General features: G+C 66.0%; 27 protein-coding genes. 15 read left to right on the top strand and 12 right to left on the bottom strand.

Features of this window, described 5'->3' with window-relative positions; all coding sequences use genetic code 11:
* Positions 1-313, top strand: a 313-nt coding sequence (locus G531_RS20320; protein ID WP_035757373.1) for an integrase core domain-containing protein, incomplete at its 5' end; no start/stop codon positions are given.
* 372 nt (positions 314-685) lie between these two features.
* On the opposite strand, the gene G531_RS25115 is transcribed toward G531_RS20320, so the two are convergent.
* The 5 genes from G531_RS25115 to G531_RS0104210 form a co-directional block, all read right to left on the bottom strand.
* On the bottom strand, positions 686-1,603 hold the full coding sequence (locus G531_RS25115) for a phosphotransferase family protein (protein ID WP_073186133.1): 918 nt from the start codon (positions 1,601-1,603) through the stop codon (positions 686-688).
* Positions 1,604-2,036: 433 nt separating this feature from the next.
* A complete protein-coding gene (locus G531_RS0104225) occupies positions 2,037-2,516 on the bottom strand; it encodes a hypothetical protein (protein WP_026926298.1) in 480 nt (159 codons plus the stop codon).
* Positions 2,517-2,587: 71 nt separating this feature from the next.
* Positions 2,588-4,102, bottom strand: a complete 1,515-nt coding sequence (locus tag G531_RS0104220; RefSeq protein WP_226996978.1) for a multicopper oxidase family protein — start codon at positions 4,100-4,102, stop codon at positions 2,588-2,590.
* A gap of 3 nt (positions 4,103-4,105) precedes the next feature.
* On the bottom strand, positions 4,106-4,843 hold the full coding sequence (locus tag G531_RS20310; RefSeq protein ID WP_073186135.1) for a M23 family metallopeptidase: 738 nt from the start codon (positions 4,841-4,843) through the stop codon (positions 4,106-4,108).
* Positions 4,844-4,904: 61 nt separating this feature from the next.
* On the bottom strand, positions 4,905-5,195 hold the full coding sequence (locus G531_RS0104210) for an ArsR/SmtB family transcription factor (RefSeq protein ID WP_026926296.1): 291 nt from the start codon (positions 5,193-5,195) through the stop codon (positions 4,905-4,907).
* Positions 5,196-5,293: 98 nt separating this feature from the next.
* Between G531_RS0104210 and G531_RS20305 the strand changes: the two genes are divergently transcribed.
* A complete protein-coding gene (locus tag G531_RS20305; protein WP_077684793.1) occupies positions 5,294-7,378 on the top strand; it encodes a heavy metal translocating P-type ATPase in 2,085 nt (694 codons plus the stop codon).
* On the top strand, positions 7,375-8,004 hold the full coding sequence (locus G531_RS0104200) for a methyltransferase family protein (protein ID WP_226996980.1): 630 nt from the start codon (positions 7,375-7,377) through the stop codon (positions 8,002-8,004). The genes G531_RS20305 and G531_RS0104200 overlap by 4 nt, the downstream gene beginning before the upstream one ends.
* Positions 8,005-8,048: 44 nt before the next feature.
* Here G531_RS0104200 and G531_RS20300 read toward each other — a convergent pair whose 3' ends face one another.
* The gene (locus G531_RS20300) at positions 8,049-8,669 is read right to left on the bottom strand and encodes an apolipoprotein N-acyltransferase (RefSeq protein WP_245630542.1); all 621 of its coding nucleotides are present in this window, start codon (positions 8,667-8,669) and stop codon (positions 8,049-8,051) included.
* Between the two features lie 207 nt (positions 8,670-8,876).
* On the opposite strand from G531_RS20300, the gene G531_RS0104190 reads away from it, so the two are divergent.
* The 7 genes from G531_RS0104190 (at position 8,877) to G531_RS20295 (ending at position 15,013) form a co-directional block, all read left to right on the top strand.
* Complete coding sequence (locus G531_RS0104190; protein ID WP_026926294.1) at positions 8,877-9,356, top strand: hypothetical protein; 480 nt, start codon at positions 8,877-8,879, stop codon at positions 9,354-9,356.
* Between the two features lie 114 nt (positions 9,357-9,470).
* Positions 9,471-10,100, top strand: coding sequence for a vitamin K epoxide reductase family protein (locus G531_RS0104185; protein ID WP_026926293.1), 630 nt, complete (start codon positions 9,471-9,473; stop codon positions 10,098-10,100).
* An 86-nt stretch (positions 10,101-10,186) separates the two neighbouring features.
* Positions 10,187-10,915 carry a DsbA family protein gene (locus tag G531_RS0104180; protein WP_081683804.1) on the top strand — a complete coding sequence of 243 codons (729 nt, stop codon included), beginning with the start codon at positions 10,187-10,189 and terminating at the stop codon, positions 10,913-10,915.
* 26 nt (positions 10,916-10,941) lie between these two features.
* Positions 10,942-11,865 carry a helix-turn-helix transcriptional regulator gene (locus tag G531_RS0104175; protein ID WP_026926291.1) on the top strand — a complete coding sequence of 308 codons (924 nt, stop codon included), beginning with the start codon at positions 10,942-10,944 and terminating at the stop codon, positions 11,863-11,865.
* A 156-nt stretch (positions 11,866-12,021) separates the two neighbouring features.
* Positions 12,022-13,161 (top strand): ArdC-like ssDNA-binding domain-containing protein, encoded by a 1,140-nt coding sequence (locus G531_RS0104170; protein WP_248648741.1) that lies wholly within the window; start codon positions 12,022-12,024, stop codon positions 13,159-13,161.
* Complete coding sequence (locus G531_RS0104165) at positions 13,161-14,084, top strand: bifunctional DNA primase/polymerase (protein ID WP_026926289.1); 924 nt, start codon at positions 13,161-13,163, stop codon at positions 14,082-14,084. Before G531_RS0104170 ends, G531_RS0104165 begins: the two co-directional genes overlap by 1 nt.
* Positions 14,084-15,013 (top strand): DUF2637 domain-containing protein, encoded by a 930-nt coding sequence (locus tag G531_RS20295; RefSeq protein ID WP_073186140.1) that lies wholly within the window; start codon positions 14,084-14,086, stop codon positions 15,011-15,013. Before G531_RS0104165 ends, G531_RS20295 begins: the two co-directional genes overlap by 1 nt.
* A 7-nt stretch (positions 15,014-15,020) precedes the next feature.
* Here the strand turns inward: G531_RS20295 and G531_RS0104155 are convergent, their stop codons facing one another.
* Positions 15,021-15,356, bottom strand: coding sequence for a hypothetical protein (locus tag G531_RS0104155; RefSeq protein ID WP_060930033.1), 336 nt, complete (start codon positions 15,354-15,356; stop codon positions 15,021-15,023).
* A gap of 111 nt (positions 15,357-15,467) precedes the next feature.
* On the opposite strand from G531_RS0104155, the gene cmtR reads away from it, so the two are divergent.
* The 4 genes from cmtR to G531_RS0104135 all read left to right on the top strand — a co-directional run bounded on the left by cmtR (position 15,468) and on the right by G531_RS0104135 (position 18,973).
* Entirely contained in the window at positions 15,468-15,827 is a 360-nt protein-coding gene (gene cmtR, locus G531_RS0104150) for a Cd(II)/Pb(II)-sensing metalloregulatory transcriptional regulator CmtR (RefSeq protein WP_026926287.1), read from the top strand.
* The gene (locus G531_RS0104145; RefSeq protein ID WP_026926286.1) at positions 15,824-17,728 is read left to right on the top strand and encodes a heavy metal translocating P-type ATPase; all 1,905 of its coding nucleotides are present in this window, start codon (positions 15,824-15,826) and stop codon (positions 17,726-17,728) included. The genes cmtR and G531_RS0104145 overlap by 4 nt, the downstream gene beginning before the upstream one ends.
* Positions 17,725-18,294, top strand: a complete 570-nt coding sequence (locus G531_RS0104140) for a signal peptidase II (RefSeq protein WP_081683801.1) — start codon at positions 17,725-17,727, stop codon at positions 18,292-18,294. Before G531_RS0104145 ends, G531_RS0104140 begins: the two co-directional genes overlap by 4 nt.
* 76 nt (positions 18,295-18,370) lie before the next feature.
* Positions 18,371-18,973 carry a cadmium resistance transporter gene (locus G531_RS0104135; RefSeq protein WP_026926284.1) on the top strand — a complete coding sequence of 201 codons (603 nt, stop codon included), beginning with the start codon at positions 18,371-18,373 and terminating at the stop codon, positions 18,971-18,973.
* A 222-nt stretch (positions 18,974-19,195) separates the two neighbouring features.
* Here G531_RS0104135 and merA read toward each other — a convergent pair whose 3' ends face one another.
* The gene (merA, locus tag G531_RS0104130) at positions 19,196-20,572 is read right to left on the bottom strand and encodes a mercury(II) reductase (RefSeq protein ID WP_035757281.1); all 1,377 of its coding nucleotides are present in this window, start codon (positions 20,570-20,572) and stop codon (positions 19,196-19,198) included.
* Positions 20,573-20,640: 68 nt separating this feature from the next.
* Between merA and G531_RS0104125 the strand changes: the two genes are divergently transcribed.
* Positions 20,641-21,060, top strand: a complete 420-nt coding sequence (locus G531_RS0104125) for a heavy metal-responsive transcriptional regulator (RefSeq protein ID WP_428829745.1) — start codon at positions 20,641-20,643, stop codon at positions 21,058-21,060.
* A gap of 289 nt (positions 21,061-21,349) precedes the next feature.
* Here G531_RS0104125 and G531_RS0104120 read toward each other — a convergent pair whose 3' ends face one another.
* Genes G531_RS0104120 through G531_RS20290 form a run of 4 tightly spaced genes read right to left on the bottom strand, consistent with a single transcriptional unit; the run spans position 21,350 to position 26,482 of the window.
* Positions 21,350-23,920, bottom strand: coding sequence for a DEAD/DEAH box helicase family protein (locus tag G531_RS0104120; RefSeq protein WP_026926281.1), 2,571 nt, complete (start codon positions 23,918-23,920; stop codon positions 21,350-21,352).
* Entirely contained in the window at positions 23,917-25,584 is a 1,668-nt protein-coding gene (locus G531_RS0104115; RefSeq protein ID WP_026926280.1) for an Eco57I restriction-modification methylase domain-containing protein, read from the bottom strand. Before G531_RS0104115 ends, G531_RS0104120 begins: the two co-directional genes overlap by 4 nt.
* A complete protein-coding gene (locus tag G531_RS0104110) occupies positions 25,581-26,225 on the bottom strand; it encodes an N-6 DNA methylase (protein WP_026926279.1) in 645 nt (214 codons plus the stop codon). Before G531_RS0104110 ends, G531_RS0104115 begins: the two co-directional genes overlap by 4 nt.
* Complete coding sequence (locus G531_RS20290; protein WP_035757278.1) at positions 26,222-26,482, bottom strand: helix-turn-helix domain-containing protein; 261 nt, start codon at positions 26,480-26,482, stop codon at positions 26,222-26,224. The genes G531_RS0104110 and G531_RS20290 overlap by 4 nt, the downstream gene beginning before the upstream one ends.
* Positions 26,483-26,586: the final 104 nt, after the last annotated feature.

Here is a 26,586-nt window from a genome sequence, read left to right as displayed (position 1 = left end):
CACGTCGATTCGCTACGGCGAACGATTGGCCGAGATCGGCGCCACGCCGTCGATCGGCACCGTCGGTGACAGCTATGACAACGCCCTGGCCGAGACAGTCAACGGCTACTACAAGACAGAACTCGTCCGCGGACCCGCCCGCTCGGGGCCGTGGAAGACCGTCGAGGACCTCGAGCTCGCGACCCTCGGCTGGGTGCACTGGCACAACACGCAACGCCTCCACGGATACCTCGGCGACGTCCCGCCCGCCGAGTTCGAGAACGCGTTCTATGCTGTCCCCAACGACCGCAACCTGCTGGTCGGAATCAAATAGCGCGAGTCTCCATCAGACCCAGGGCGCTTCACACCTCACGCAGATGGAGGGCCGGTTCGTCAGCCAGGCACCGCCACCGCCCGGCTATGGCCCCGCTTGGGGCAAGCACGGTGATCGTCGGTATCGCAAAGGCGGCCTGGCGGGGTTGTTCTTTTCCAGCTAGTCTCGCGGACCTGCGTTCATCGACTGGTGGCGACGCGGGCGGTGCTCGCCAACCACGAGGACAGCCTCGGTCGCGGGCCGTCCGGCCCGCTCGCCGTTGTGGCTTGTGCGGATGCACCCGGGCGTCGGAGTGAGGCGGGTCGCTGACGCTGACTCGGATGTCGGCGTCGCACGGTGAACCGCCGGCACCTGTGGTTTCTGCTGGGGCTGTCAACTGTCCTGCATCCGGCGGCACGCCTGTAGCAGTGCGCGGGTCGTGGCTGGGGACTCGCCGGAGCGGAGAGAGCGAGCGGCCGCGATCAGGGTCGCGGCGCGAGCCGGTGGGTCGAGGTCGGTCCAGGGGTCGCCGGCTGGCGGCACGGCGGGACCGCCAGCGGCTCGATAGGCATTGAGGAGGATCGTCCAGGGCTCGTCAGGGAGCAACCCTGCCGCCCAGAACGCGGCTGGGCGCGCAAGGTCCCAGGCCGGGTCGCCGACGCCCGTGTCGTCGGGGTCGAGCAGGTACCAGTCGCCCGCCGGCGAGGGGCGGCCCAGTTGACCCAGGTGGAGGTCGCCGTGGATCATCGCGGTGCGTTGTGGCCGGCGTAGCCGGCTGGCAAGGTTCTCGCCGAGTTCGACCAGCCAGATCAGGTCGTCGTAGGGACGGCGGCGCAGATAGTCAATCGCCCGGCCAAGCCGGGCAAGCACGCCCGCCTGCGGGAATGACGACCCAGCGGGACGGGTGCGATGCAGCTCAGCAAGCAGGGTTCCCAACTGCGTCCACGGTGGCCGGTGGTCGGGAGCCAGCACGGCTACTCGTGGCCAGATCGTGGTGAGTTGTCCGTCGGGCGCGAGTATCGGAATGCCGTGCAGTGGCTGAACCCAGAAGCGGCTTGCTCCGGGTTGGGTGATGACCTGCAGCCGGCGTCGTAGGAGTGCTGTATCGGCCCCAAAGGGGTGTATCTTCACGACAACTCCGGCGCAGGCGTAGAGCCGTGCGCGCGCCCGATCGGGCTGCGGTCGGCGCTGGCCCTGGTGGGCCAACTCAGAGACGACAGTGTGCGAGGCCGCTTCACCGCCATGGTCACTCGCCACTGTTCGCACGAAGTCGGCTATCCCTCTCGGGATCACTGCCTGGATCTCGCTCACCTGGAGTGAACTGCCGAGATCGTTGAATGTGCCGGCGTCGGTACCGGACGGGTCAACTGGAGTCCGAGGTAGACCCACAGAGCGATGAATGCGACCCCGATGAGGAGCATCACGATCGTCCTGGTCCTCAGCCTGATGGGGGCTCGCGGCGCCGCTCGGGCGTCACCAGCGCTTGGGTGAGTCGATTGATCCTTGCTGATGTCAGTCTCCTGATGACTGCGTAGCGATGGTGACGGCTCCCGCGATTTGCAGCGGACGGTGAACTGCGGAGCGGGCCGAAGGACACCATCGAGTCCGTCGTGTGCGAACCTGGGTTGCCCGCTGAGTTCGCCATCGGGATGGCTCGTTCGTCACGCCCACGGCGTCGGAGGCATGAACCGCGTGCGGAAGCGGTGCCGCGATCCGGCTGGGCGCGGCGAACGAAGAGGGCTAGTCAGCAGAACGAAACTGGTGGCCCGCGACGTTGCGATGGCTGATAGTGCTCGAAAGAGTGGAAAGGCCGCGGGGTGGCGGCCGCAAGTACAGGCTTGGCCACGACTGGCCTGGTGAATGACGGCGTCGGGAACCTTCGGTGCAGCCAGTCGCGCGCCGACCGCAGGGTGCGGCGTACCCATAGTCCTGCGCCCAGCGCCAGCAGCACGCCGACGATGCCGGCGGCCAGGGTTGAGGTCGAGACCAGCACCCACAGCCGTACCGTGGTGTCGAAGTTGCTGCCGGGGAGATAGCTGTGTTCGGGGCAGCTTCGAGCCTGTGCGAACAGGTCCAGGTGGACGCCCACGGAGGCGAGCAGCGGAAGCTGCGGGGAACAGGTCTTGTCGCTCACGTCCAGACTGCCGGCCGCGCTAGCCAGGCCGATCCCGCCCAGCACCGTCATCAGCGCAGCGCTCCAGAGGCTGTGGTGACGGTTCCTCATCAGCGCTCCTCGTCCGGACACGCCCAGTGTAGTTGGGCGACACGGCCTGGCGGAGGCAATCGGCGAGCGGGTCAGCGGCCCTTGTAGCGCATGGTGAGCATCATGCCGGCTTTGGTGTGGTACTCGTTTTGGCAGTGGAGTGCCCATGTTCCCGGGTTGGTGGCATCCAGGTGCACGGCGGTGGTGCTGGATGGGGGAACCAGGAGGGTGTCTTTCCTCAGTCCGTTGTCCAGCGCGAAGGTGTGGCCATGCAGGTGCACCGGGTGTGCGCGTGTGGTGGTGTTGACGACCTCGAGCAGGAGGCGGTCGTTGTCGACCACTTCAAGGGGTTGATTCTGGCCGAAGGGCGCACCGTTGATGACCCACCGGTAGGGGTTGGCCTGCCCGCCCAGCTCGATGGTCGCGCGCGCATCGATCGGCCGGGTCGGGAGCAACGACGACTCCTCCGGGTACAGGTCGAGCCCCTGAGTGAGTTGGCCTGTGAACTCGGCCAGCTGGACCGGTGGTTCCGGTGGGCTCCCGGACCCGGTGCGTACCAGCGCGAGGCCGTGGCCGGGCTTGTTCCATGGCTTGGCCACGAGAGGGAAGACGCCGTCACCGAGGGTGACCAGGAGGTCGTATCGTTCGCCCATGCCGAGATAGAGCGCGGAGGTGGTGTGCGGCTTGACCGGGTGGCCGTCGGTGTGGGTGACGGTCAGGCGATGTCCGCCGAGGGCGAGGGCGAAGATCGTGTCCGAGGCGGCGTTGATCACGCGGAGCCGGACACGGTCGCCGGGGCGGCCCTGGTGGGTTACGGGCGCTGTCGGTACTGCTCCATTGATCAGGTAGAGCGGATAGGGGATGTCGCCAGCGTCGCCGAAGAACGGCTCGTTGCGGGAGGACAGCTGAACGGCCTGGGTGCCGGTGGTCGAGGGGCGGCGGGCGTTCAGGCGCCGGAACATGTCCTCGGGGGTTTGACCGTCGACGACCAGCCAGTCATCCAGGACTACGGTCCATTCGGCGTCGTAACGGCCCGGCTCTGCGGGATCATCGACGATCAGTGGCCCGTAGAGGCCGCGGTCCAGTTGGACTCCGACGTGCGAGTGGAAGAAGTAAGTGCCGGGCTGGGGTGCGGTGAACTCGTAGAGATGCTGTTGCCCTGGCTGGATCGGGTTCTGCGTGAGTCCCGGGACGCCATCGACGTCGTTCGGAATGGGCATTCCGTGCCAGTGGATCGTGGTGGGGCTGGGGAGTTGGTTGTCCAGGTTGAGGCGCAGCAGATCGCCCGGATTGGCTCGAAGGTCGATCCCGGGAAGGGTGTCGTTGTAGGCCCAGGCCTCGGCCAGCGTGCCGCCGAGGTCGATGATCGAAGGCGCTGCCCGCAGCGTCTTCTGGACGATGGGTTGATCGGTGAGCGATCCACGTGGCCACCGCGAGCCACCGGGAATCGCAGGGTCGCTCGCCGCGGGTACGCATCCGGTGAGAAGCCAGCTACCGGCGAGTGCGAATCCACCGCCCAGCAGTGCTCGACGTGAGGTTCCGGTGTCGCGGGGTGGTTGGATGCCGGCACTGGTGGTCGGAGAAGTCCGAGCTTGGGAGATGGCCACCGCTCAGTCCTTCACGAGGTAGGGCACAGGGTCGGCACCCTTGCCGTTCTCGTAGAGGGCTAGGTGGAGGTGGCAGGCGGTGGACAGCCCGGTGGTTCCGACGTAGCCGATCACGTCGCCCTTGGTGACACTCTGGCCTGCGCTGACGGCGTACTTGCTCATGTGGAGGTAGGAGGTCTCGACGTTCTTGCCCTTGATACGACCGTGGTCGATCCGGACGTTGTTGCCGGCGCTGCGGCTGAAGTTGGCCCTGGTCACGGTTCCGGACTGAGTGGCGTAGATGGGGTTCCCGCACGCGCCTCCGATATCCGCGCCGTTGTGCAGGCGCATGGAGCCGAGGATGGGGTGCTTGCGCATCCCGAATCCCGAGGCCACGCCACCCTTGGTGGGCCAGGTGAACCTGCTGAGGTCCTTCAACCGGGTGAGTTCTGCCTCGATGTCGGAGGCGACTTTGCGCTCGCGTTTCTCGTGTTTGGCGAGGAGAGACTGGAACCGCACCTGGTCGACCTGAGCGGCGGTTGCCTGGAGTTGTTTGCTGCGGTTCTCCAGCAGGTCCTCGAAGGTGGGCGCCCGCTCAGCGGCGACGGCTGCCGCCGAGGCGGGGGGCAACGGCGCATCAGCGGCATGAGCCGTGTGTCCCTGGTCCAGCGACCCGCTGGCGCCGATGAGGACGGCAGCTGCCAGAGCGATAATCCTTGCCGTTCCCGGCAATCGCTTCGCGCGAACCTCGCTGGCAGCCACCCCGTCCCCTCTCGACGGCGGTAAGACTAGCCTAAGAGTTTCTCAGATTCCATTCAGGGTTCTAGTCGTGACTGGCATGGTTCAGGATCTGTTCGACCATCGCTCGAACGTGGTCGTCCTGCAGGCGATAGAGGACGTTGCGTCCCTGCCGGTCGCCGGCGGCGAGGTTCAGGTGGCGCAGGATGCGCAGGTGGTTGGAGACCGAGGCTTGCGACATCGCCAGTTCTGTGACGAGCTCACTGACGGTGGCCGGGGAGTCCAACAGGCGAGCGAGGATCAGGACGCGCGCCGGCGTCGCCAGGCCGCCCATCACCTCCGCGATGCGCTCGGCTTCGCTGGCATTCAACCTCATGAACCACCACCCCTCTTCCGGAACGCGGCCTGGATTGATCCAACCAGATTCCGAGCGATCTGTGGCAATGCATCATTACATCATGATATGTTTAGATCATGAGTGCTGCGCATGAAGATCACGAAGACGACTCCCACGGACAGGGCAGGTGGGAGCTGTACTTCGCTATCGCCTCCGGCGTGACCTACATCGCGGGGCTGATCGCTGAGTTCGGCTTTGGTGCCCCGGAACCGCTGGTGCTGGGCCTGTATCTTGCGACCTACTTCTGTGGGGGCTTCTTCACCGTGCGGGGGGCGTGGGGCTCGATCCGCCGGGGCCGGTTCGAAGTGGACTTCCTGATGATCGTGGCCGCCGCCGGTGCAGCAGCGGTCGGCAGGCTCTCCGAGGGTGCCGTGCTGTTGTTCCTGTTCAGCCTCGGACACGCCCTGGAGGAGTACGCGATGGCCCGCGCGACTCGCTCGATCAAGGCGCTGGGCGAGCTCGCACCCCGCACGGCCACGCTCCGCGTCGGCCCGGACGAGCTTGTTGAGCGTCCGGTGGAAGAGCTTCAGGTGGGCGATGTCGCGGTCGTGCGACCGAACTCGCGGGTACCTGCGGATGGTTTCGTCAGCGTCGGCAGCACGGCGATCGACCAGTCCGCGGTGACCGGGGAGTCGATCCCGGTGGAGAAGGCTGCAGTGCCCGACGTCGCCAAGGCCCTGGCCAATCCCGACGCGATCTCCAGTGGCTCGCGGGTCTTCGCCGGGACGGTGAACGGCCCCGGCGCGTTCGACATGGTGGTGACCGCAGCGGCCGCCGACACCACATTGGCGCGGGTGGTGAAGCTCGTCACCGAGGCTGACACAGCCCAATCGCCCACCCAGCAGTTCATCGACCGGTTCCAGCGGTTCTATGTGCCCGCGGTCATCCTGGCCGTGGTCGTGGTGTTGGCGGTCGGGATGATCTGGTTTGCCGAGCCGTTCGGTGACAGCTTCTACCGGGCGATGCTGGTCCTGGTCGCGGCCAGCCCCTGCGCCTTGGCGATCGCAACCCCAGCAGCTGTGCTGGCGGGGATCGCTCGGGCTGGCCGCGCCGGCGTCCTGGTCAAGGGCGGTGCCCCGCTGGAGACTCTCGGCAAGGTCGACGCCATGGCCTTCGACAAGACCGGCACCCTCACCTGGGGACACCCCACGGTAACCGACACCATCCCAGCACCAGGCGTCCTCGTCGATGAACTCAATGCGATCGCCCTGGCTACCGAGACGTTGAGCGACCACCCGTTGGCGACTGCCATCGTCCGCGATCTCACCGAACTGGTCGGAGCGAACGCGCGCCGCGTGGCGACCGACCTCGAGGCCGTCACGGGCCGTGGCATCCGCGCGACGGTGGATGGTGAGATCGTCCTGGTGGGCAGCGTCCGGATGATGGCCGAGGCCGATCACGAGCTGCCGGTCGAGGTCAAGGCCTCGGTCGATCAACTCCAGGACGAAGGCCGCACCACCATGGTGGTCACCCATGGCGCCCGCGTGCTCGGCGTGATCGGTGTGATGGACGCGCCCAAAGCCGAAGCCCGCCAGACGCTCGACGTCCTGCGCGAGTCCGGCATCGGGGAACTGGTCCTTATCTCGGGGGACAACCAGGCGGTCGCCGACGCCGTGGGCCGCTCGGTCGGGATCGACCGGGCCATGGGTGAGTTGTTGCCCGAGGACAAGGTGGTCGCGATCCGCAACCTCACCGAAGGTGGTCGCACCACGGCGATGGTGGGCGACGGTGTGAACGATGCCCCCGCGATGGCCAGCGCGAGCCTGGGCATCGCGATGGGCGCTGCCGGGTCGGCGGTCGCCCTGGAGACCGCCGACATCGCTCTGATGGCCGACGACCTCGGACGGGTACCGTTCATGGTGCGACTCAGCCGAGCAACCTCCCGGCTCATCCGGCAGAACCTCATCGCAGCCCTCGCCATCGTCGCGTTCCTCGTGCCGGCCAGCCTGCTCGGGCTAGCGATGGGTCCGATCGTGTTCATCCACGAAGGCTCGACCATCCTCGTCGTCCTCAACGCCCTGCGACTGCTGCGGTTCGACCACAACCGCGACCACCACGGCATCACCCACGAAGACCGTCCGGCCGGACGTGCAGGATCGGCTGCTCCACGGCAGGAACTCGCCGGCCGCACCCAGACCGAGTTGGACGGGCGAGTGGAGTGACGGCCCTGAACGGCTGGATCGCGCTGGCCTTGTACCTGATCGGTCTCGGTCTGGCGTTCGGCTTTCGAGCGGTGGTTCACCTGCGCCGCAACGGAGATACGGGGTTCCGACTCAAAGCAGGTGCGGCGGGCTCCGCCCAATGGTGGGGGAAGCTGCTGTTCGCGGTCGCGCTACTGCTCGGACTGGCAGGCCCGGTGACGCAGATCGTCGGCATCGGACGCCTGACCATCCCCGGCGGCACGATCGTGGAAGGGATCGGGCTGGTCCTTGCACTGCTCGGGATGAGGACGTTGCTGCGGGCGCAGCGGGAGATGGGCGCTTCCTGGCGGGTTGGCGTCGACCCGGAGGAGCACACCGAGATGGTGACCGATGGGACCTTCGCGATGGTGCGCAACCCGGTGTTCTCCGGGATGGCTGTGTCAAGCGTCGGGTTGTTCCTGCTGGCCCCGACGATCGCCTCGTTGACGGCGACGGTCGTGCTGCTCGTCGCCATCCAGGTGCAAGTCCGGGCGGTCGAGGAGCCCTACCTGCGCGCCGCCCACGGCGACGCCTACCGCGACTACGCCGCTAGGGTCGGCAGGTTCGTCCCAAGAATGGGGCGAACCTTTCGCCAGCCCCCTCGGTAGCCGGAATCGGCCGGGTCGAGGACATGGGACGCGCGTGGCAGCTTTTAGCGCCGAACTGCGAACCCGAGCAGCAGGAGGCCGAGCAGGCTGGTCGCGGCCAGAAGGCCGGCGGTCCATGTGCCGAGAGTGACAGCCGGGGTCAGTCCGGTGCGTAGTGGGATGGTGGTGGCGCGGGCGCCGGCGGTGTCGGCGGGAAGGTCGTCGAGGAGGGTGCCGTCGGGGGCGAAGGCTTGGCTGGTGCCGGTCGTGGAGACGTTGACGACGCTTCGGCCGGTTTCGATTGCTCGCATCCGGGCGAAGGCGGCCTGTTGCAGGTTCTCGTCGGTGCCGCGGAAGTCGCCGTTGTTGGATTGGAGCAGGTATAGCTGAGCCCCGTCTTGGGCGCCCTGCCAGATGACGTCATCAAAGATGACGTCGAAGCAGATCGCCAATCCCACCCCGACGCCGTTCAGGTTGATGTGCGGGGAGTTGGTGCCGGGGGTGTACTCGCGTCCGATCAGGCCGATCAGGTCGGGTGCGATTCGCTGGTAGAGCCAGCGGTCGGGCACATACTCGCCGAAGGGTACGGGGTTGGCCTTGTCGAACAGCTGGACTTCGCCGTCGGTGGCCGGCCAGAGCAGGGAGGTGTTGTAGGTGTTCTCCCCGCGGCGGGTTGCAGCGTTCACCAGCAAGGGCGCCGAAACCCGGTGGGACAGCTCATCGAGCGCGGTAAAGGGCCTCCTGCAAGCGTCTTCGTGGTCAGGTGGTCAAACTCCATCAGGCACGTGATCTCGCGTCAATCCTCAATCGCTGCGAGTAGTGCCGTCGTCGGACAGAGCGCAGCGGCACGCTTCGGCCACGAGCTAGACTCGTCGACAACCCGAGGAGCGAGCATGAGATCACAACGCGGCGGCGCCGCAGGCGCCGCCGCGTTGATGCTCATCGGTGCGAGCAACCTTGCTACCGGAGTGAGATCGGTGAACATCGCCGATACAGCCTGTATGCCGCAGGTGCCCCTGATCGCGCCGTTCGGCGTCCACCTCGATCTGTTGGTCGAGTCCGAGCTGTGCCCAGAGCACAGCTACCTGCCAGGGCTGAACTTCGGACGCTTCGCACAGTCCTTCATGGTGCTCTCAGCAACCACCTTGATCGCCGGCCTGGTCGTTCTGCTGCTCGGGCTCGGCGTGGGACTCTACGCCCGCCAGGCAGCAAAGACGGCCCGCGACTGGTTCCGGACACGCCTAAGTGATGCCAGGCCGGCGACCCTTACCGTGCCTACCCACGTTGCCGTCACGGCCCTCGTGGTGGCCACCCCCGGACGTCGCCCCTATCACCCGCTTCAACGCCGAGGCCCACCCGCCCTGTCCTGCTGATCGACTCAACTCGCACCCGTGCGCAGACGAGCGCCCTTTCGGTGAACGCCGAGGTCCTGGTGCTCGGCGCGGCGCTGCGGTGCGTCCGAACGACGACAGACAGGTCCAACCACCTTGACCACATCAGACGACCTTTTGGAGCGCATCCACCGTTTCAGACAGACCGACAGGTGGATCTTCTCCACCATGCTCTTCTCGGCCTGCCTCAGCCTGTACGCCTCCTTCGTCCTGTCAACCGACGCCATCCGGCTAGCGGCCAACCCCAAAGTCGGACTCCCATGCAACCTCAACGAGGTCATCAACTGCAGCGCAGTCGCCAGATCCTGGCAGGCCGGACTGTTCGGATTCCCGAACGCGTTCCTCGGCCTGATGGCCGAGCCCGTAGTCATCACCATCGCGGTCGCCAGCCTCGCCGGCGTCAGGTTTCCGCGAGGCTTCATGCTCGCCGCCCAGATCGTCTATGGCCTGGGCTTCGTGTTCGCCTACTGGCTGTTCTTTGAGTCCACTTTTGTCATCGGGGCGCTGTGCCCCTGGTGCCTGTTGGTGACTGTGTCCACCACCTTGGTGTTCGCATCACTCACCCACGTCAACCTGCGCGACAACAACCTGTTCCTCCCAACGAGCCTGCACAAGACCTTGACCAAAGGGCTTCGCCTGGGAGTCGACAACCTGCTCGTCGTGCTCTGGCTCGGAGCGATCACCACCTTGGTGCTCGCCAAATACGGTCCAGCCCTCTTCGGGTAAGGACCCCAACCAAACGACCTGCCCACACACCGCGTCGCCGCCAGTCAGCACGCGTCCTACCCACATCTTCCGGCAAGGAGCCCTACATGCCCAGCAATCAGAAGCCCAAGAAGCCAATCGTCGACGAACGCCCCGAACCAGGGGAACGTGGCGCCCGAAGAACCATCATCTTGATCTGCGCGGTGCTGGTGATCTCGGTGGTCATCTTCGGCATCATCCAAGCCAGTCGCCAGCCCGCCGCCGTCGTCGAGCCGTCCACACCCGTCCCCACCGAAACCTCCGGCGCGCTCGTGGTACGCGAAGACTCCCGCCGACTCAACGACGCGCCAGATGCCACTGTGACCTTCGTAGAGTTCCTGGACTTCGAGTGCGAGGCCTGCGCCGCGGTCTTCCCGGCGATCGAGCAACTCCGGCAGACCTACGGCGATCGAGTGTCCTTTGTCATCCGGTACTTCCCGCTACCCAGCCACTTCAACAGCGAACGCGCGGCCAGAGCGGTCGAAGCCGCCGCTCAGCAAGGAGAACTTGAAGCGATGTACACCAAGATGTACCAGACCCAGACCGAGTGGGGTGAACAGCAGATACCCAAAGACGACCTGTTCCGCCAGTACGCCCAAGAACTCGGCCTCGACCTTGAGCAATGGGACGCCGCGTACAACTCTGAGGCCACGCTCCAGTTCATCCGCAACGACTTCAACGACGGTGTGGCCCTGGGCGTGACTGGTACGCCAACCTTCTTCCTCAATGGAGAGTTGATCAGTCCTGAGACCCTTGATGACCTCACCACCATGCTCGACCAGGCGCTCGCTGAGTAGACCGCTGCGGGTGCGGTACTGCCTACATGTCTGAGCCACTGCGGGTCGGCAGCGACTACTGGCCGGTTTGGGCATGCACGTACGCCGGCTCTCGCCCCATCGGCCCCGCGGCTCTCGATTGTGTCAGAGTCATCGTGATCCGTAGTGGTAGCGCACTCCTCGTTGGCGAGTTGGGGCAAAGGCTTGTGAAGACGGGGGATGTGGTCCTCCTTGCAGCAAACGTCCTGTGCGGAAGCGAGCCTGAGGGCCACATCACCTTGACCACGATCCATGCGGATACGGACTATGTGATCGATCAGGTCTACTGGCAGCACGCTGGGCTCGTGCGGGATCGGCTTGATGCTCAGGACTTCGCGGCGACCATCTACGCCGAGCCAGCGCAGGTTCTCAGCCTCGGTGAAAGGCAGGCCGAGGCACTCACAACTTGGCTCGACGAGATGGTCGCGCTGAGCGCCGAGCGGCCCGTTGCTCGCTACTTCTTCCGGATGCAGGCCCTGTGGTTTTCCATAGCACACGTCATTGCCCCGTTCATCAAGGCGTCCCCGGTGCGGATATCAGCCGCCCGGCCGAGTCATGTCCGGCCAACCTTGCCGAGGGAACGACGGTTCGCTCCCATCAGGGAGGAGGCCCGCAGAGTTGCTGAGCTGTTGCGGACATCACCCGAGCGGCGATGGACTCTCGCCGCTTTGGCCATGGAAGTACACCTGTCGGCTGCTCAGCTAGGCAGGGTGTTCGTCGACGCCTTTGGCAAGACACCGCTCGCGTTCCTAACGATGGTGCGAGCCGAACGCTTGGCAAGGTACCTGCGCGAGACGGACCTCACTGTCACCGAGGCAATGTGGCGGGTCGGATGGCGCAGCCGAAGTCACGGCACGGAACTGTTCCGTCAGTACGTCGGACTGACGCCGGGTGCCTACCGACGACGCCAAGGGTCGTGTGGGCGCAACTGATGTACCCGATCTCGTCGTGTTCAGTGCCCGATTTCGGGACGTCTGTCTTCCCTAGGCCTCTCATAGCCGGTCGGTGATGTAGTCCGGTAGGGACTCGTCAGGTTCGTGTTGTCGCCTGGCGGTCTTGGTCGCACCCCTGGCCCGCCGTGCTTCTTGATGTTCCTGGCGTACCTCACGGTCACCGACGATCGGGTGATCTCGGCGGAGGGAAGGTCCAGGATGACTGCGACGGAGGAAGTACGAGCCAAGCGGGACGCGAAGCTCGATGAGCTGCACGAGAAGCTGACTGGCGCGGTGGAGACGCTGGTCTCCGGGCGGGACTGGGCCCGCGCGTTGGCGTTCGCGGCCCGGTTCCGATCGCGCTCGTTCAACAACGCGCTGCTGATCTGGGTTCAGCACGAGGCTGCGTTCGAGGCTGGCCGGGTGCCCGGGCCGGTGCCGTCGTATGTGGCTGGGTATCGGCAGTGGCAGCAGCTTGGCCAGCAGGTGCAGAAGGGCCAGCCGGGTTACATGATCTTCGCTCCGGTGACCGGCCGGTTCGCCTCGTCGAATCCTGGTGATCCGTCGTCGTGGCGTCGTTTGGGTCCGCGCGAGAAGCACAAGGTCAACGAGGTAGTGCGCACGAAGATGGTGGGCGCTCGGCCCGCCTATGTGTGGGACGTGACGCAGACCGAGGGCGATCCGATCCCTGAGCCACTCGCACCGAAGCTGCTGGACGGCGAAGCCCCGCAGGGACTGTGGGATGGCCTGGCCATGCAGGTCGAAGCGTTGGGGTTCGAGGTGCTGCGTGTCCCGGATGACGGGCGGATCGGCGGCGCGGACGGCCTGACCGACTACGTCGCTCGGCAGGTATCGGTGCGTACCGATGTGACGGAGGTCAATCAGATCGCCACGTTGGCGCACGAGCTGGCGCATGTGCTGATGCACGACCCCAAGGATGAGGACGCTCGCCAGCATCGGGGTGTTCGTGAGGTGGAGGCCGAGAGCGTGGCGTTGATGGTCGGTGCTGCGCACGGGTTGGATACCAGTGGTTACACGATTCCGTATGTGGCGGGGTGGGCGTCGTCGGTCAAGGACGCTGAACCTGTGGAGGTCGTCAAGGCGACCGGTGAGCGGGTGCGGAGGACGGCGCTGGGCATCCTCGACCAGCTGGACACGTTCCAGGTCGCCGATGGCACGCCGCCTGGTCTTGCGCGTGATGTTCCCACTGCTGAGCCGAAGGCGCTGCATGTGCCGCCGCAGTCGGATCATCGGCCGGCGGTGAGGGTGCCGGTGGTGGCGGGTCGGGGGTTGTGATGCCCGCGCGTGCCGACTTCACCAGGGCGTTGCTGCGTGCCAGCGGTGCTTCGACGCTGGCGGCGTCGGCCCGGCATCTCGCGCAGGCGGGGGTGCCGGTGTTCCCCTGCCAGCCGAGTGGGAAGCGTCCGCTCACGACGCGGGGGTTCCACGATGCCACCACCGACATCGGCCGGGTCGAGGCGTGGTGGTCGCGGACGCCGGAGGCGAACCTGGGTGTCCCGACTGGTGCGGTGTCGGGGATGGTCGTGGTGGATGTGGACGTGCATGGCCCGGTGGATGGGCGGCAAGCGTTCGCCCGCGCCGAGCGAGCCGGGCTCGTCGATGGCTGGGGTCTGCTGGTGGAGACCCCGACGGGTGGCCTGCACGCCTACTTCGCTGCGACGGTGGGGGTCGAGCAGCGGTCATGGCAGGCCGCTCGCGCGGGGGTGGACTTCCGGGGTGATGGCGGCTACATCATCGTGTCGCCCTCGGTTCGCATCGTCGGCGGTGTCCCGATCCGCTACGAGGTCGCCAACGTCGGCGACCAGCCTGCCGCCGCGCTGGACTCGCGTCGGCTGCGGGACTTCCTCGATCCACGCCCCGGACCAGTGCGGCAGGGTCGTGGGTTGGTGCGGTTGGCGGATATGAACCGGCTGGCGTCCTGGGTCGCTGGGCGTGGTGAGGGTGAGCGGAACCGGGGACTGTTCTGGGCCGCGTGCCGCTTGGCCGAGAGTGACGTCTCTGCCTCGGATGCGCTCGATGTCCTCAGCGCAGCCGCCAGCCAGGCCGGGCTGGGCGAACGCGAGATCGCCACCACGGTGCGCTCCGCCTACCGGATCGCGCACCCCGCGCCCGAAGCCGGTGGCCCCGGCCTCGGTGGCGGCGCCTGGTTCGAGCGAGCCAACGCCCCGAACCCAGGCATGGGTGGGCGGAGGCTGTGATGAAGACGACCGGTAGGCAGTGGGCGGGGCGCACCGCAGTGGTGGGGACGGTGTTCATCGCGCTGGGTGCGTTCTGGCTGAGCTTTACCGCGCTCGCCGATCTGGCGGCGCGTTCCGGGGTCGACCGGGGACAGGCGTGGGCGTGGCCGTTGATCGTTGATGGGATCATCGTGGTGGCGACGGTCGCGGTGGTGGCGCTGGCTGGGCAACGCTCAGCCTGGTATCCCTGGTCGCTGCTGGTCGGCGGGGCGCTGGTGTCGGTGACGGCGAATGCGATCCACGCTGTGGTCGCTGCGGACGCCGATGTGCCCGGCCTGCTGGCTGCCTCGGTGGCCGCGGTACCGCCGGTGGTGCTGCTGGCGATCACCCATCTCACCGTGATCCTCACCCGCACCTTCCCACAGGAGTTGCCGGGGCAGCCTGAGGTGTTGTCCGAGATCCCGGAGATGCTGTCCGAGGTGTATGCCGGACCGCAGGGTGTTGTCCACTCAAAGTCGTTGTTGTCCGTTGCCTCTGAACCTCTGGCCGATGAGCGGGAGTTGTCCTTAGCCTCGGATGAAACCCCTGGTCGTTCTGATCGCCGGGCTCGTGCTGCGGCGTTGCGGGCCGCGGGCTGGTCGAACAAGCGGATTGCCCGCGAGGTGCAGGTGCATCCGGCAACTGTGGGGAGATGGTTCGCCGCCGCGCACCTTCCCGACACCAATGATGACGCCGCCGGCGAGCGGGAGGAGACGCGTCAGCGCCAGCCCTCCCCTGACGACGCCGACGGCCCCCGCCCAGCACCGGCATTCGTCGAATGGCTCATGGGCCTGCCGACTGGATGGGTCACCGATAGCGGCGGCCTGACGCAGAATCAACAGATCACCGCCCTCGGCAACGGATTGCTACCCCTCCAGGCTGTGTCCGCGCTGTCACTGCTCGCCGCGTGAACGTGGGCTACGAGAGAGCGGCGTCCTCCGGTGCTCCCGGTGTCGTTCCCAGAGCGGCGAGCAGGCGGACCCGGACTCGCTGCTTGCGCTGCTCGAAGAACGAGGTGAAGTCGGCCAAGTCGAGCGGAAGGCCGTCGAGGTCGTCCTCGGCAAGGTACGTAGCTCGCTTGTTCTCGCTCGGGAAGGCGGTGTCCATCCACTCCGCAGGCAGTCCATCCTGCTTCTCGATGTTGGCGGCCCCACCCAGCAACTGAAGGTTCGGCAGCAGGCATGCGGCGGCCAAGTAGTCGTCGACCTTAATCGAGCGGGACGCCGGCACCGAGGAACGGGACATATTCTCCACGACGGATCTTCGAGCACTTCGCCACGCTCGCTGGTAGGGAGCTGTCAACTGACTCGCCGCTCGTGAGGACACCTGGCGCCGAATATGCATCGTACAGTGTATAGTCATCGTATGCTGACTATTTCCGATCGACTCGACGTGATGAACCGGCTCGGCCGAGCTATGGCCGACCCGACCCGCTCCCGCATTCTGCTGACCCTGCTGGCCGGGCCGAGCTACCCGGCGGTGCTGTCCCGCGAGCTGGGGTTGTCGCGCTCGAACGTGTCGAACCATCTGACATGCCTGCGCGGGTGCGGGATCGTGGTGGCCGAGCCCGAGGGCCGACAGACCCGCTACGAGGTGGCAGACCCGCACCTGGCCCGCGCGCTGACGGCGCTGGTGGATGTCACGCTTGCGGTCGACGAGAGCGTGCCGTGCATGGACCCGGACTGCGGGGTCGAGGGTTGCCAGGCGGGGGAGGTGCGGGCGTGAGCGCGGTCACGGGTTCGCAGGTCGAGCATGTCGACCTCGACGACCACGATGATGACGATGACCGGCCGTGGTATCGGAGCCCGAGCGTTCTGATCCCGATCGCCTCCGGCGTCGCGTTCGCCGCCGGCCTGGTGTGCGAGTGGACCGGCGCGGAGACCGCGGGCCTGGTGCTGTTCTGGATCGGCCTGCTGCTGGGCGCGTACACGTTCGTGCCGGGCGCGCTGCGCAAGCTGTTCACCAAGGGCAAGTTCGGCATCGGGCTGCTGATGACGATCAGCGCGACCGGCGCGGTGATCCTCGGCTACGTCGAGGAGGCCGCCGCGCTGGCATTCCTGTACTCCATCGCGGAGGCGCTGGAGGACAAGGCGATGGACCGCGCCCGCGCAGGGTTGCGGGCGCTGTTGAAGCTCGTGCCCGAAACCGCACTCGTCAAGCGCGGCGACGCCACCGCCGAGGTCGAGGCGAAGGAGCTGCGCGTCGGGGATGTCCTGGTGGTCCGGCCGGGCGAACGGATCGCCACCGACGGCACCGTGCGGGCCGGGCGGAGCAGCCTGGACACGTCCGCGATCACGGGTGAATCGATCCCGGTCGAGGTCGAACCGGGCACCGACGTCTCGGCCGGGTCGATCAACACCACCGGCGTGCTCGAGGTCGAGGCCACCGCCGCCGGCACCGACAACTCGCTCACCACCATCGTGGAGCTGGTCGAGCAGGCGCAGGCCGAGAAGGGCGACCGTGCCCGCCTGGCCGACCGGATCGCCCGCCCGCTGGTGCCCGGCGTGATGATCCTCGCCGTGCTGGTCGGCGTGCTTGGGTCGCTGTTGAGCGGCGACCCTGAGCTGTGGATCACCCGCGCTCTGGTGGTGCTGGTCGCAGCCTCGCCGTGCGCGCTGGCGATCGCCGTCCCGGTCACCGTTGTTTCCGCGATCGGCGCGGCGTCGAAGTTCGGTGTGGTCGTGAAGTCCGGGGCCGCGTTCGAGCGGTTCGGCGGCATCCGCCACGTCGCCGTCGACAAGACCGGCACGCTGACCCGCAACGAGCCCACGGTGACCCGCGTCGTCACCACCGGCGCGACCGAGAATGAGGTGCTGGCGTGGGCGGCGAGCCTGGAAGGTCACAGCACGCACCCGCTGGCCGCCGCGATCACGAAGGCCGTCCCCGACGCCCCGACCGCGCACGACGTCACCGAGACCGCCGGGCGCGGCATCACCGGCACGCTCGGTAGTGCCCGTCTCGCCGTCGGTAGCCCCCGCTGGCTGGACGCCGGCACGCTGGCCGACCAGGTGCAGGTGATGGAATCCGAGGGGATGACCGTCGTCATCGTGCACCGCGGCGACCGGCCGGCTGGCGCGATCGGGGTGCGTGACGAACTGCGCCCAGAGGTTCCCGAGGTCATCGCCACGCTGAACCGCCGCGGGATCGGGGTGACGATGCTCACCGGCGACAACGCCCGCACCGCCGCAGCGCTGGCCGGCCAGGCCGGCATCATGGACGTGCGCGCCGAGCTGCGCCCCGAGGACAAGGCCACCGCCGTCGCGGAGTTGTCGAAGTCTCAGCCCACTGCCATGATCGGGGACGGCATCAACGACGCTCCCGCGCTGGCGGCCGCGGATGTGGGGATCGCGATGGGAGCCAAGGGCGCCGATGCTGCGATCGAGTCGGCCGACGTCGCGTTCACCGGCCACGACCTGCGCCTCATCCCACAGGCCCTCGCCCACGCCCGCCGCGGCCGCAACATAATCAACCAGAACGTCGTGTTGTCGATCGCGATCATCGTGGTGCTGCTGCCGCTGGCGATTACCGGAGTCCTCGGGCTCGCCGCGGTCGTGCTTGTACACGAGGTCGCTGAAGTCGTCGTCATCCTCAACGGGCTCCGCGCGGCGCGGCGCACGAAGGCATGACCGATCCCCTTGACGGCTCCGCTCCCTCCCCGGGAAAAGCGGGTGCCGTGGAAGCGAGTTCTGTCGGCCCGGCGGCGGCGCGCGTCCGGCTCCGCTGGTTCCTGCTCGCGTGCGCCGTCGCCGCTGGCGCGGTGCTGATCGATCAAGGCAGCAAGGCACTCGCCCTCGCTCAGCTCAGCGAGGATGACCGTATTCCGCTCTTGGGAGACTGGCTCGGCTTGCAGCTCGCGTTCAACCCCGGCACCGTGATGTCCCTCGGAGCCGGCGCAACCTGGCTGCTCACCGTCATCGCCGCGGCGGCCTCTGTCGCTCTACTCGTCGCCGCAACCCGCGCCCGCACCGTCGGGTGGGCGGTCGCGATCGGCCTGGTGTGGGGAGGCGCGGTCGGCAACCTGCTGGACCGGCTGTTCGCCCCTCCCGAGTTTGGCCGCGGTCACGTCACCGACTTCCTCGCCTACGGCAACCTGTTCATCGGCAACCTTGCCGACGTCATCCTCGGTTTCGGCGTCGCCCTGGGCGTCCTGCTTTACCTCCGAGGCCCACACCACACCAGGAACGGACAATGATGGTCGCAGAGTATCAACGGCACGCGGCTGCCGGAACCGCTGGGTCGCCAGGCGGCTGTAACGCGGCGGTGGGCGCATGATCCTGTCCTCCGTCCTGCAGGCGATCGGCCTATTCATCGCCACGAACATCGATGACATCATCGTGCTCTCACTGTTCTTCGCCCGAGGCGCGGGCCAGCGCGGGACCACCGCCCGAATCCTGGTCGGACAGTACCTCGGGTTCGCTGGCATCCTGGGCGCTTCCGTGCTGGTGACGCTCGGGGCGGGAGCGTTCCTGCCGCCAGAGGTCATCCCCTACTTCGGACTCATTCCGCTGGGGTTGGGACTTTGGGCTGCGTGGCAAGCCTGGCGCAACCGCGGTGCCGACGATGACGATGAGGCAAAGGTCGAGGGCAAGAAGGTTGGGGTGTGGACGGTGGCCGGGGTGACCTTCGCCAACGGCGGGGACAACATCGGCGTCTACGTCCCGGTCTTCCTCAGCGTGGGCCCAGCGGCCGTGGTGGCGTACTGCATCGTGTTCCTCGCCCTGGTCGCCGCCCTCGTCGGCCTGGGCAAGTTCGTCGCCACCCGCCGACCGATCGCCGAACTCCTGGAACGCTGGGAACACATCCTGTTCCCGATCGTGCTCATCGGCCTGGGCATCTTCATCCTCGTCAGTGGTGGTGCCTTCGGCCTCTGAACTCGTAGCCGACTGCGTAGATGGCAGCGTGCTGTGGTTGCTACCTGGCGGCTGAGTGTCCCGGTGCGCTGCGCGTGTGAGCGGCCCAGACGACGTGCTCGGCGCCGCTGCCTCAACTGAGCCCACGCTGACCGCGTAGGCGTCGATCACGCGGTCGGTGCCGGTGTTGAAGGCGTCGCGGATATCACTTGGATCACCACATCGCTGGGCCCGGCTCTTGTGTCAGGCGCAGCAGGAGGTGGGGAGTTCGTTGCGGAAGAGGTTCGCGGTGAGGCGGATGCCTTCGGCCATGGTGAGGTAGGGGGCCCAGGTGTCGGCGAGTTGGGTGACGGTGAATCCGGCGGTGATGGCGTAGGTTGCGGCGAGCATCATCTCCCCAGCGGTGTCGGCGAGGGCGTGGATACCGAGGACTTTGCCGGTGTCGGCGTCGGCGACGACCTTGATGCCGCCGCGTGTGTCGTGGTTGGCGATGGCCCTGGGCACGTCGGAAAGTCGTAGGAATCGGCAGGCGCACCGGTATCCGGCGGCGATGGCGCTGGCTTCGGTGATCCCGGCGGAGGCCAGTTGGGGTGAGGTGAACAGCACAGACGGCAACCCGGTGTAGTCGACTCGCTCGTCGTGACCCAGGGCGTTGTGCGCGGCGATCTTCCCAGTCCTCGCGGCGACGTACACGTACTGGGGCACGTCAGTGACGTCACCGGCGGCGAACACAGCCGGGTTCGTGGTCCGCTGCTGCTCGTCTACGATGACGAAGCCGCGCTCGTCGGTCGCGATACCCGCAGCAGGAAGGTTGAGCCCTTCGGTGCGCGGGGTGCGACCGGTGGCAACGAGGACACGTTCACCGGTCGCGTCCTTCCCGTTGCGGGTCGTCACCTGGACCAGGCCCTCGTGCTGGGTGATCGTGGCTGCGCGGTCGCCGATGACGCTGATCCCCTCGGCCAGGAAGGCCTTGCGGAGCTCGGATGACAGTTCCGGTTCGGCGTGCGGGGCGAGCCGACCGATGACGGTGACCTCTACTCCGAGCCGGGCGAACAGCTGCGCCTGTTCCAGGCCGACGAAGCCACCGCCGATCACCACGAGCGACGCGGGCAGTTCCGTCAGTTCCATCGCTGTGGTCGACGTGAGGTAATCAACCTGCTCAAGCCCAGGGATTGCCGGCACGTGCGGCTCGGCGCCGGTGGCGACGAGATACGACTTCGCGCGCACCGGTCGTCCATCCACGAGCAGGGTTCCCGCGTCTGTGAACGTTGCAGTGCCCGGGAGGATGTCAAACCCGTAGGCAGCGGCGATGTCGGCGTACTTGGTCTGGCGGAGCATCCCAACCAGATCATCCTTCTGCTCGATGAGCGCGCTGAGATCGACCATCCCAGCAGAGCTGGGGACGCCTGAGAACCGGTTCGTGAGGGCGGAGTGCCGGGTGTGCGCGGCCGCGAGAAGCGTCTTGGACGGCACACAACCCACGTTCACGCAGGTACCGCCGAGGGTTCCCGATTCGATGGCGACCACGCTGGCCCCCTCGAGGCGCGCGTGGATCGCTGCGGACATCGCCGCCCCGCCCGTCCCGATCACCACGAGATCAACCTCCGTGTGCCATGTCACGATGCCTCCTCCAGTTCGAACCGGCCACTCATGCGGCCACTCCTGAAAGAATGGACCTTAAAGTATGCTTGAAGGTCAAGTCGGTGGCCGAGGTGACGATGCGGATCGGAGAACTCGCGGGGAAGGCGAAGACGAGGGCGTCCACGCTGCGGTACTACGAGGAGCGCGGGCTGCTCCAACCGCCGGAGCGCACCCCGGCCGGGTACCGCAACTACGGCGACGAGGCGGTGCAGCGGCTCGAATTCATCGACCGGGCCCGCGCAGCAGGGCTCACCCTCGCGCAAACCGCCGAGATCCTCGAAGTACGTGACGCGGGCGGGTCGCCGTGCGGTCATGTTCGAGACCTCCTCGACCGGCGACTGGTCGAGATCGACGAGCAGCTCGAGCAGCTCCGCCTGCTCCGTACCAGCGTCGCCGAGCTCCGCGCGAACGCAGCACAGACGCCGCCGGAGGCCTGCACACCCGAGTCGATCTGCCGGTACCTCTGACCAATCGGCTGAAGGGTCTTGCTGCCCGGAGGGAACCGTTGTCTTGTCCGCGTAAGGTTGTCGCGCTCGCGGTAGTTCGTCAGGAACTCGTAGAACGTGTACGACTGCGCGGTCTCGGGCTTGAAGTTCCAGAGCAGGAAGGAGCCGACAGGGTATCCGTGCCTCAGACAAATTCACGATGGATAGCTGGCATCAGATACTCGCGCTTGCGGATGGCGGTGAGCATCTCCTCGATGCTGCACGGGGTCTAGAAGTACATGCGGCTCTCTCGATTCGGGCTGACGGGTGGTCAGACTGCGGTCTCGTCGTTGACGGCGACGACGGTGTCGTAGAGGCCGTAGCGGCGCAGGCCCTTGTGGGACTCGATGCCGGTGTAGGACAAGGAGGAGTCCTCGTAGCGGCGGAAGGCGAAGACGGCCTGGTTCATATGGGTGGCGTTAAAGACGCCGAGATTCACGAGGAGGTGGAAGTCCTCGACGGTCAGTCCGGTGACGGTGCGGAACAAGCCGGGTTCGAGCTTGGTGATGACGTCGGTAAGAGTGTTCTCACGGAAGTCGGTCAGGTACATGAACGCAGGGACGCGGGTGGCGAACTTGACCAGCTTCTCCTGAATCTGCGTCCGCTTGGACTTGTACTCCTTCTCCTCCTCCGTCAACTCCTTCTTCTCCGCCGGAGTAATGTCGTCGCCCTTCTCCTTCTTCGCCTTCTTCACGGCGTCGCTCTTGTTCACGACGGTCTCGAAAATGTCGCTGCCGAGCGCGCGGAAGCCTTCGATGTTCATGACGGCGTTGAGGGCGTCGGGGTTGTTCATGATCTTGCGCAGGGTGTCGTTGTCGACGTTGACGAGGATTGCGGACTCCCACTTGCGGGCCAGGAGGGTCGCGGAGGTGCCCGACATGGCGATGTCGAGGATGCCGCCGGCATCGACCTGGGTCATATTCGACCCGTCGTACGCCAACACGGGCAGGAACTTCACGAGCTCCTCGACGGCTTGCTCAGGGTTCGGCGTCTCCGGCGAGAGACCGGCGCCGTAGTCGGCGATCTGACGCAGCGCGCGAGTGGGCGCGAAGTCGAACACGAAGCACACAGGCTTGAGGACTGCTTCGGCGCTCGGGTTGTCTCCGTCGGGATTCTTGATCGACCACGGTGACTGTACGCGGAACGCTGCCTGAAAGTAGGTCTCGGGTGAGTTGAGGTTGCGCAACATCAGGATCGAGGACCACTGCTTGACGGTGACGCCCGTGGTGAGCTTGCCGCACGACAGGGTGATCGTCTTGGTGTCGTGGCCGTCGCCGATCGCCGCCCGCACTGGCGGGAGAGCATCCAGCCCGATGCCCGCGCCGGGACCCGCGACGACGAGGACCTTGTAGTCGTGCCAGAACACGTTCTGCTTCTCCGCGAGCAGGTTCGACATTGCCTCGCAGGCAGCAACGTTGGGCAGGAACCAGAACGAGTGCTGAAGGTACGGCAGGAGTCGGACATCGGAGTACGGGAATGGCGGGCGGGTGCCCATCCGCATCGCGTCGACCTGGGTGGGAAGGTGAGCGCCGCGGACGAGATCGAGCCACTTCTGCACGTCGGTCTTGTGGGTGAACTCGGCGTCCTTACCGATGCCCTTTGCCTCGAAGAACTCGTTGAGGTCGAACTCGTCGAACTCTCCCTGATTCGCAACGGCAATCAACTCGTCAGGCATCTGGTACGTGAACAGACGCATCTCCGGGAGCGACCCGTACGGGTTCCAGGCGTCCGGTTGCGCGACGGCGTACTCGGCCTTGGCGCGCTGCTCATCGGTGTAGGTCCAGTTGAAGATTTGCTCCTCGATGAACTCACCGGTTGCCAGCGCCTTGAATGGCGTGCCCGACAGGTACAGGTAGGCGCGGGTGGTGATCGGCAGGAAGTCGTCCTCGTCGTTGCCGAGTTCGTCAAGCTCCTCGTCGAAGGCCACGAGGCCGTCGTTGTACTCCGCGGCCAGTTCCTTCTGCTTGACTTTCTCGTCCTCGCCCTCGAACAGCTCCTTGGCGGACTCTCGCCACGCACCGAAGTGGTATTCATCGAAGATGACGAGGTCCCAGTTGGTGGTGTGGACCCACTCGTTCTTCGCCTTGATGAGGCCGGTCTTCCGATCTCGCCCGAGCAGGTCCTGGAACGATCCGAAGTAGACCAGTGGCCGAGTCTTGTCCGCCTCATCTGGGCTGCCCCCGGTGGCCGAGGAGAGGTACTGCCAGCCGTCGAAGTCGGCGTGAGACTCCAGGTCGGTCTGCCAGGCGTCCTCCACTGCGGGCTTGAAGGTGACCACGAGGATGCGTTTGGCGCCGAGCCGCTTCGCGAGTTGGTAGGAGGCGAAGGTCTTCCCGAAGCGCATCTTGGCGTTCCACAGGAACCGTGGCACCGCGTGAGAGTCCTCGGCCCAGATGGACTTGTAGTAGCCCTCGGCCTTGTCCACGGCGCTGGCTTGCTCCGGGCGCATCGGAAACTTCTCATGATGGGTTCCACTGAGCTTCACGCCTGTGCGAAGCTCAGTGATCGCCGTGCGCACATCGTCTGGGGTGCACCACATCCACTCTCGCGCTGAGCCGAAGATCGGGTTCTCGAAGCCCTTGTCGATCAGCCGTTGGCGCACATCTGAGTCGCGAAACACCGTCCCGTCGCCTCGTTCGGCGAGCTCATCAACGTGCAGCGTGTATGCCTGCTGCATCTGCCCCTGAGACTCGCGGATGCGCGCGTTCACATCCGCCTTCGTCGTCTGGCCCACCTTGAGAAGCCCCGCGTAGCCGACTGGTGGATCGTTCGGCGACCATGCGTAGATTCGCAGTCGCGCCTCGGGCTTCTTGGGGAGGAGTTCGTCAATCTCCCGCTTCACTCGTCCGCCTCCATCGGGCGAACGATCCGCTCGACGAAGTCGATCTCGTCTTCCGAGAGTCCGTACTTCTCGTAAAGATCATGATCGTTCCAGTCTCGCGTCCAATCCTGGGTCGGAACGAAGGCATAGACCTTCCGCGTGGTGTCTTGCGAGGGCTTGTGAAGGAGGATGAGAAAGCGCGTCAGACGGCAGCGGAGGTACGACAGCGCGCTCTCCGCCTCTCCTCGTGTATCGAAGGTTCCGATGCAGAGGTACGTCTCGGAGGAGATGCTCCCGCTCTCGCCAAGGAAGGGAGTGCTGATGATCCGATGGGGATAGGTGTCCTTATTTCCCGTGCCGGGCGCGGCGCGGCCAACGTAAACCTTCCAGCCATCGATGAGGTGAGCGCCCGAAGGGATCGATGCTCGGTCCACATACCCAGTCCCACCGTTCTGGTAGATGAGCACGTCGCCAGGCGCCTTTGACGCTCTGCCCTTGAACGTGGTCTCAAATCCAAAGGGCTTACGGGAGCTGACCAGCCTTTCGAAGCGCTTGCTCTCCGGCAGTGCCAGCGAGTGCTCCTGCCCGGTCTCGACGGCAATCACCTTGCGCAAGATTGACAGAGCCTCGTTGAACCGGATGAAGACATCCGCGCCTGGTTCGAGCAAAGAGCGAGTGGCCGTGGTCGTCGGCCAATCCTTGAAGTGGGTGGTGACCTCGCAGAGTCCGGGGTGGTCGCGATCCCAGAGGAAGTAGCACACCCCGCCCTTTAGTCCGACGCCTGGGAACACGTCCGAAGCGCTCAGGTAATCGTTGATTGCCCGCACGCGGCTGTCGGTCAGCATTGACTCCCTGAACTCATCGAGGCCTTTTCCTCCCGCAAACCAACGCGAGGGAACGATCATGGACAAGAAACGCGGGTCGAGTTTCTTGGCCTGCTCTACGAAGAGTTGATAGATCGGGGCGGCGCTGGTCCCATGACCGCCGTCGCTGAGCTGGTAGGGCGGGTTGCCGATGATGACGTCGAACTGCATGGTGTCTCCGAACAGCTCCGCGATGCGGGCTTTGATGTCGTCGGTGTGGATGAAGGCGTAGGCGTGAGTCTCAAGGTCGTCACCACGGGCGTAGTCATCCTCGCCTGCGCCGCAGTAGATGCACTTGCGGTTGGTATAGACGGCGACTTCCTCGCTGGTCAGTGGATCAGCACGGAACTCCCGCTTCCCGCCGCCCCAGGTGTGCTCGGTGCGCTCGAACCAGATGTTGCCGTCCTCGGTCGTGAATGACCTAGCGATCGAGTGCGGGCCGTTGGCGAACTTCGAGCAGTAGACGCTCCGGCGCGCGAGCAGCGCCGTGAGTTGGGTGATCCCGATGCCGAACACTTGGTGGGTGAGGATGTGATCGACGCGTTCGGTGAGGTCGGGGATCGTCAGGATCAGGCCGTCGGTGAGTCGGCGCACGATCTCGCGGAGGAACACACCAGACTTGGTGAACGGATCGAGGAACGTGACATCGGGGTTGGCCCAGATGTCGGCGCCGTCGTTGGCGTCTGCCCACGCGGCGGCAAGCGTGTCGAGCATCTGGTTCGCGAACTCCGGCGGGGTGAAGACCTCATCGTTGGAGAGGTTCGCGATGCAGGTCAAGACATCCGGGTTGTGCCCTCGGAGAGTCAAAGGTGCAAGGGTCACGCGGCGGCCTCGGCGATCTGAATGACGGTCATCGTCGGGTAAGTCTGCGCGGGGACGAACAGGTCCTCGTCATCGAGCTCGCCGAATAGGGTTCCCTCGTACGAGGCGCGCTGAGTGAGGTCGTCGTAGCGAAAGTCGCGCCTCTGGAACTTGCCTTTGCCGAGGTAGCCCCACTCAGGAAAGGTGATCGGCTGGCCGCTTGGCACGGTCATGGTCAAGGCATCGCCCTGGACGATGTTCACGGTGAGAACCGCGCGGGCCGCTCGTGCCCACTGGTCATCGTTGCCGATACCCAAGAACGTGTTGAACACCTCGGCGAGATTGTGACGGCACTCTTCGGCGTTGTCTGCGAGAAGTTCGATACCGTAGGTGCACATGAGCGCGAACAATGCGTAGTGGCGCTTCTCGAACTCGCTCTTGCCGTGCCGAAGCTCGACCGTGGCGAGCTTGCGAGCCAGGACGGGGATGAGGAAGTTGCCCGAGCCGCAGGCGGGTTCGAGTACGCGGGAGTCGATCCGCTCAGACTCGTGCTTAACGAGGTCGAGCATGTCCTCGACCATCCACGCCGGCGTGAACACCTCGCCGTGGTCCGCAACGCGTTGCTTGGACTTCACCAAGCGCTGGGCGTCTTTCAGGTTCATCTTCCCCCCTCCCGGTGCTCGTCGTTGTCATGAGCGTAGGAGCGTCCACCGACACCGGGATGGGCTACGTGGAGCTCTTGGTCACTGGCCGCCGCACCCGCGCGCACCCAGTCGTCTATCTCGCTGGCTTGGAACTTCCAGAGGCGTCCGACCTTGTGGGCGGGCATGGCCTTCTCGGCGATCCAGGTGTAGACGGTGTCTTTGGTGACCCCGAGGTGGGCGGCGATGTCGTCTGCGGACAGCCACGGCTCAGCCACGTTGGTCCTCCCTCGCTCAATGGCCCAGGCAGGCCAACACCCACGATGATACCGGCTGAGGTACGGCTTGAGTTGGGTTTCTCCGGGCGTGGCCGAACGAGACG

The sequence above is a fragment of the Granulicoccus phenolivorans DSM 17626 = NBRC 107789 = JCM 15570 genome, assembly GCF_000423085.1.
Classification (GTDB): domain Bacteria; phylum Actinomycetota; class Actinomycetes; order Propionibacteriales; family Propionibacteriaceae; genus Granulicoccus; species Granulicoccus phenolivorans.
The sequence above is the reverse complement of the archived record's forward strand: the minus strand, read 5'-3'. Positions and strand labels throughout refer to the sequence as shown.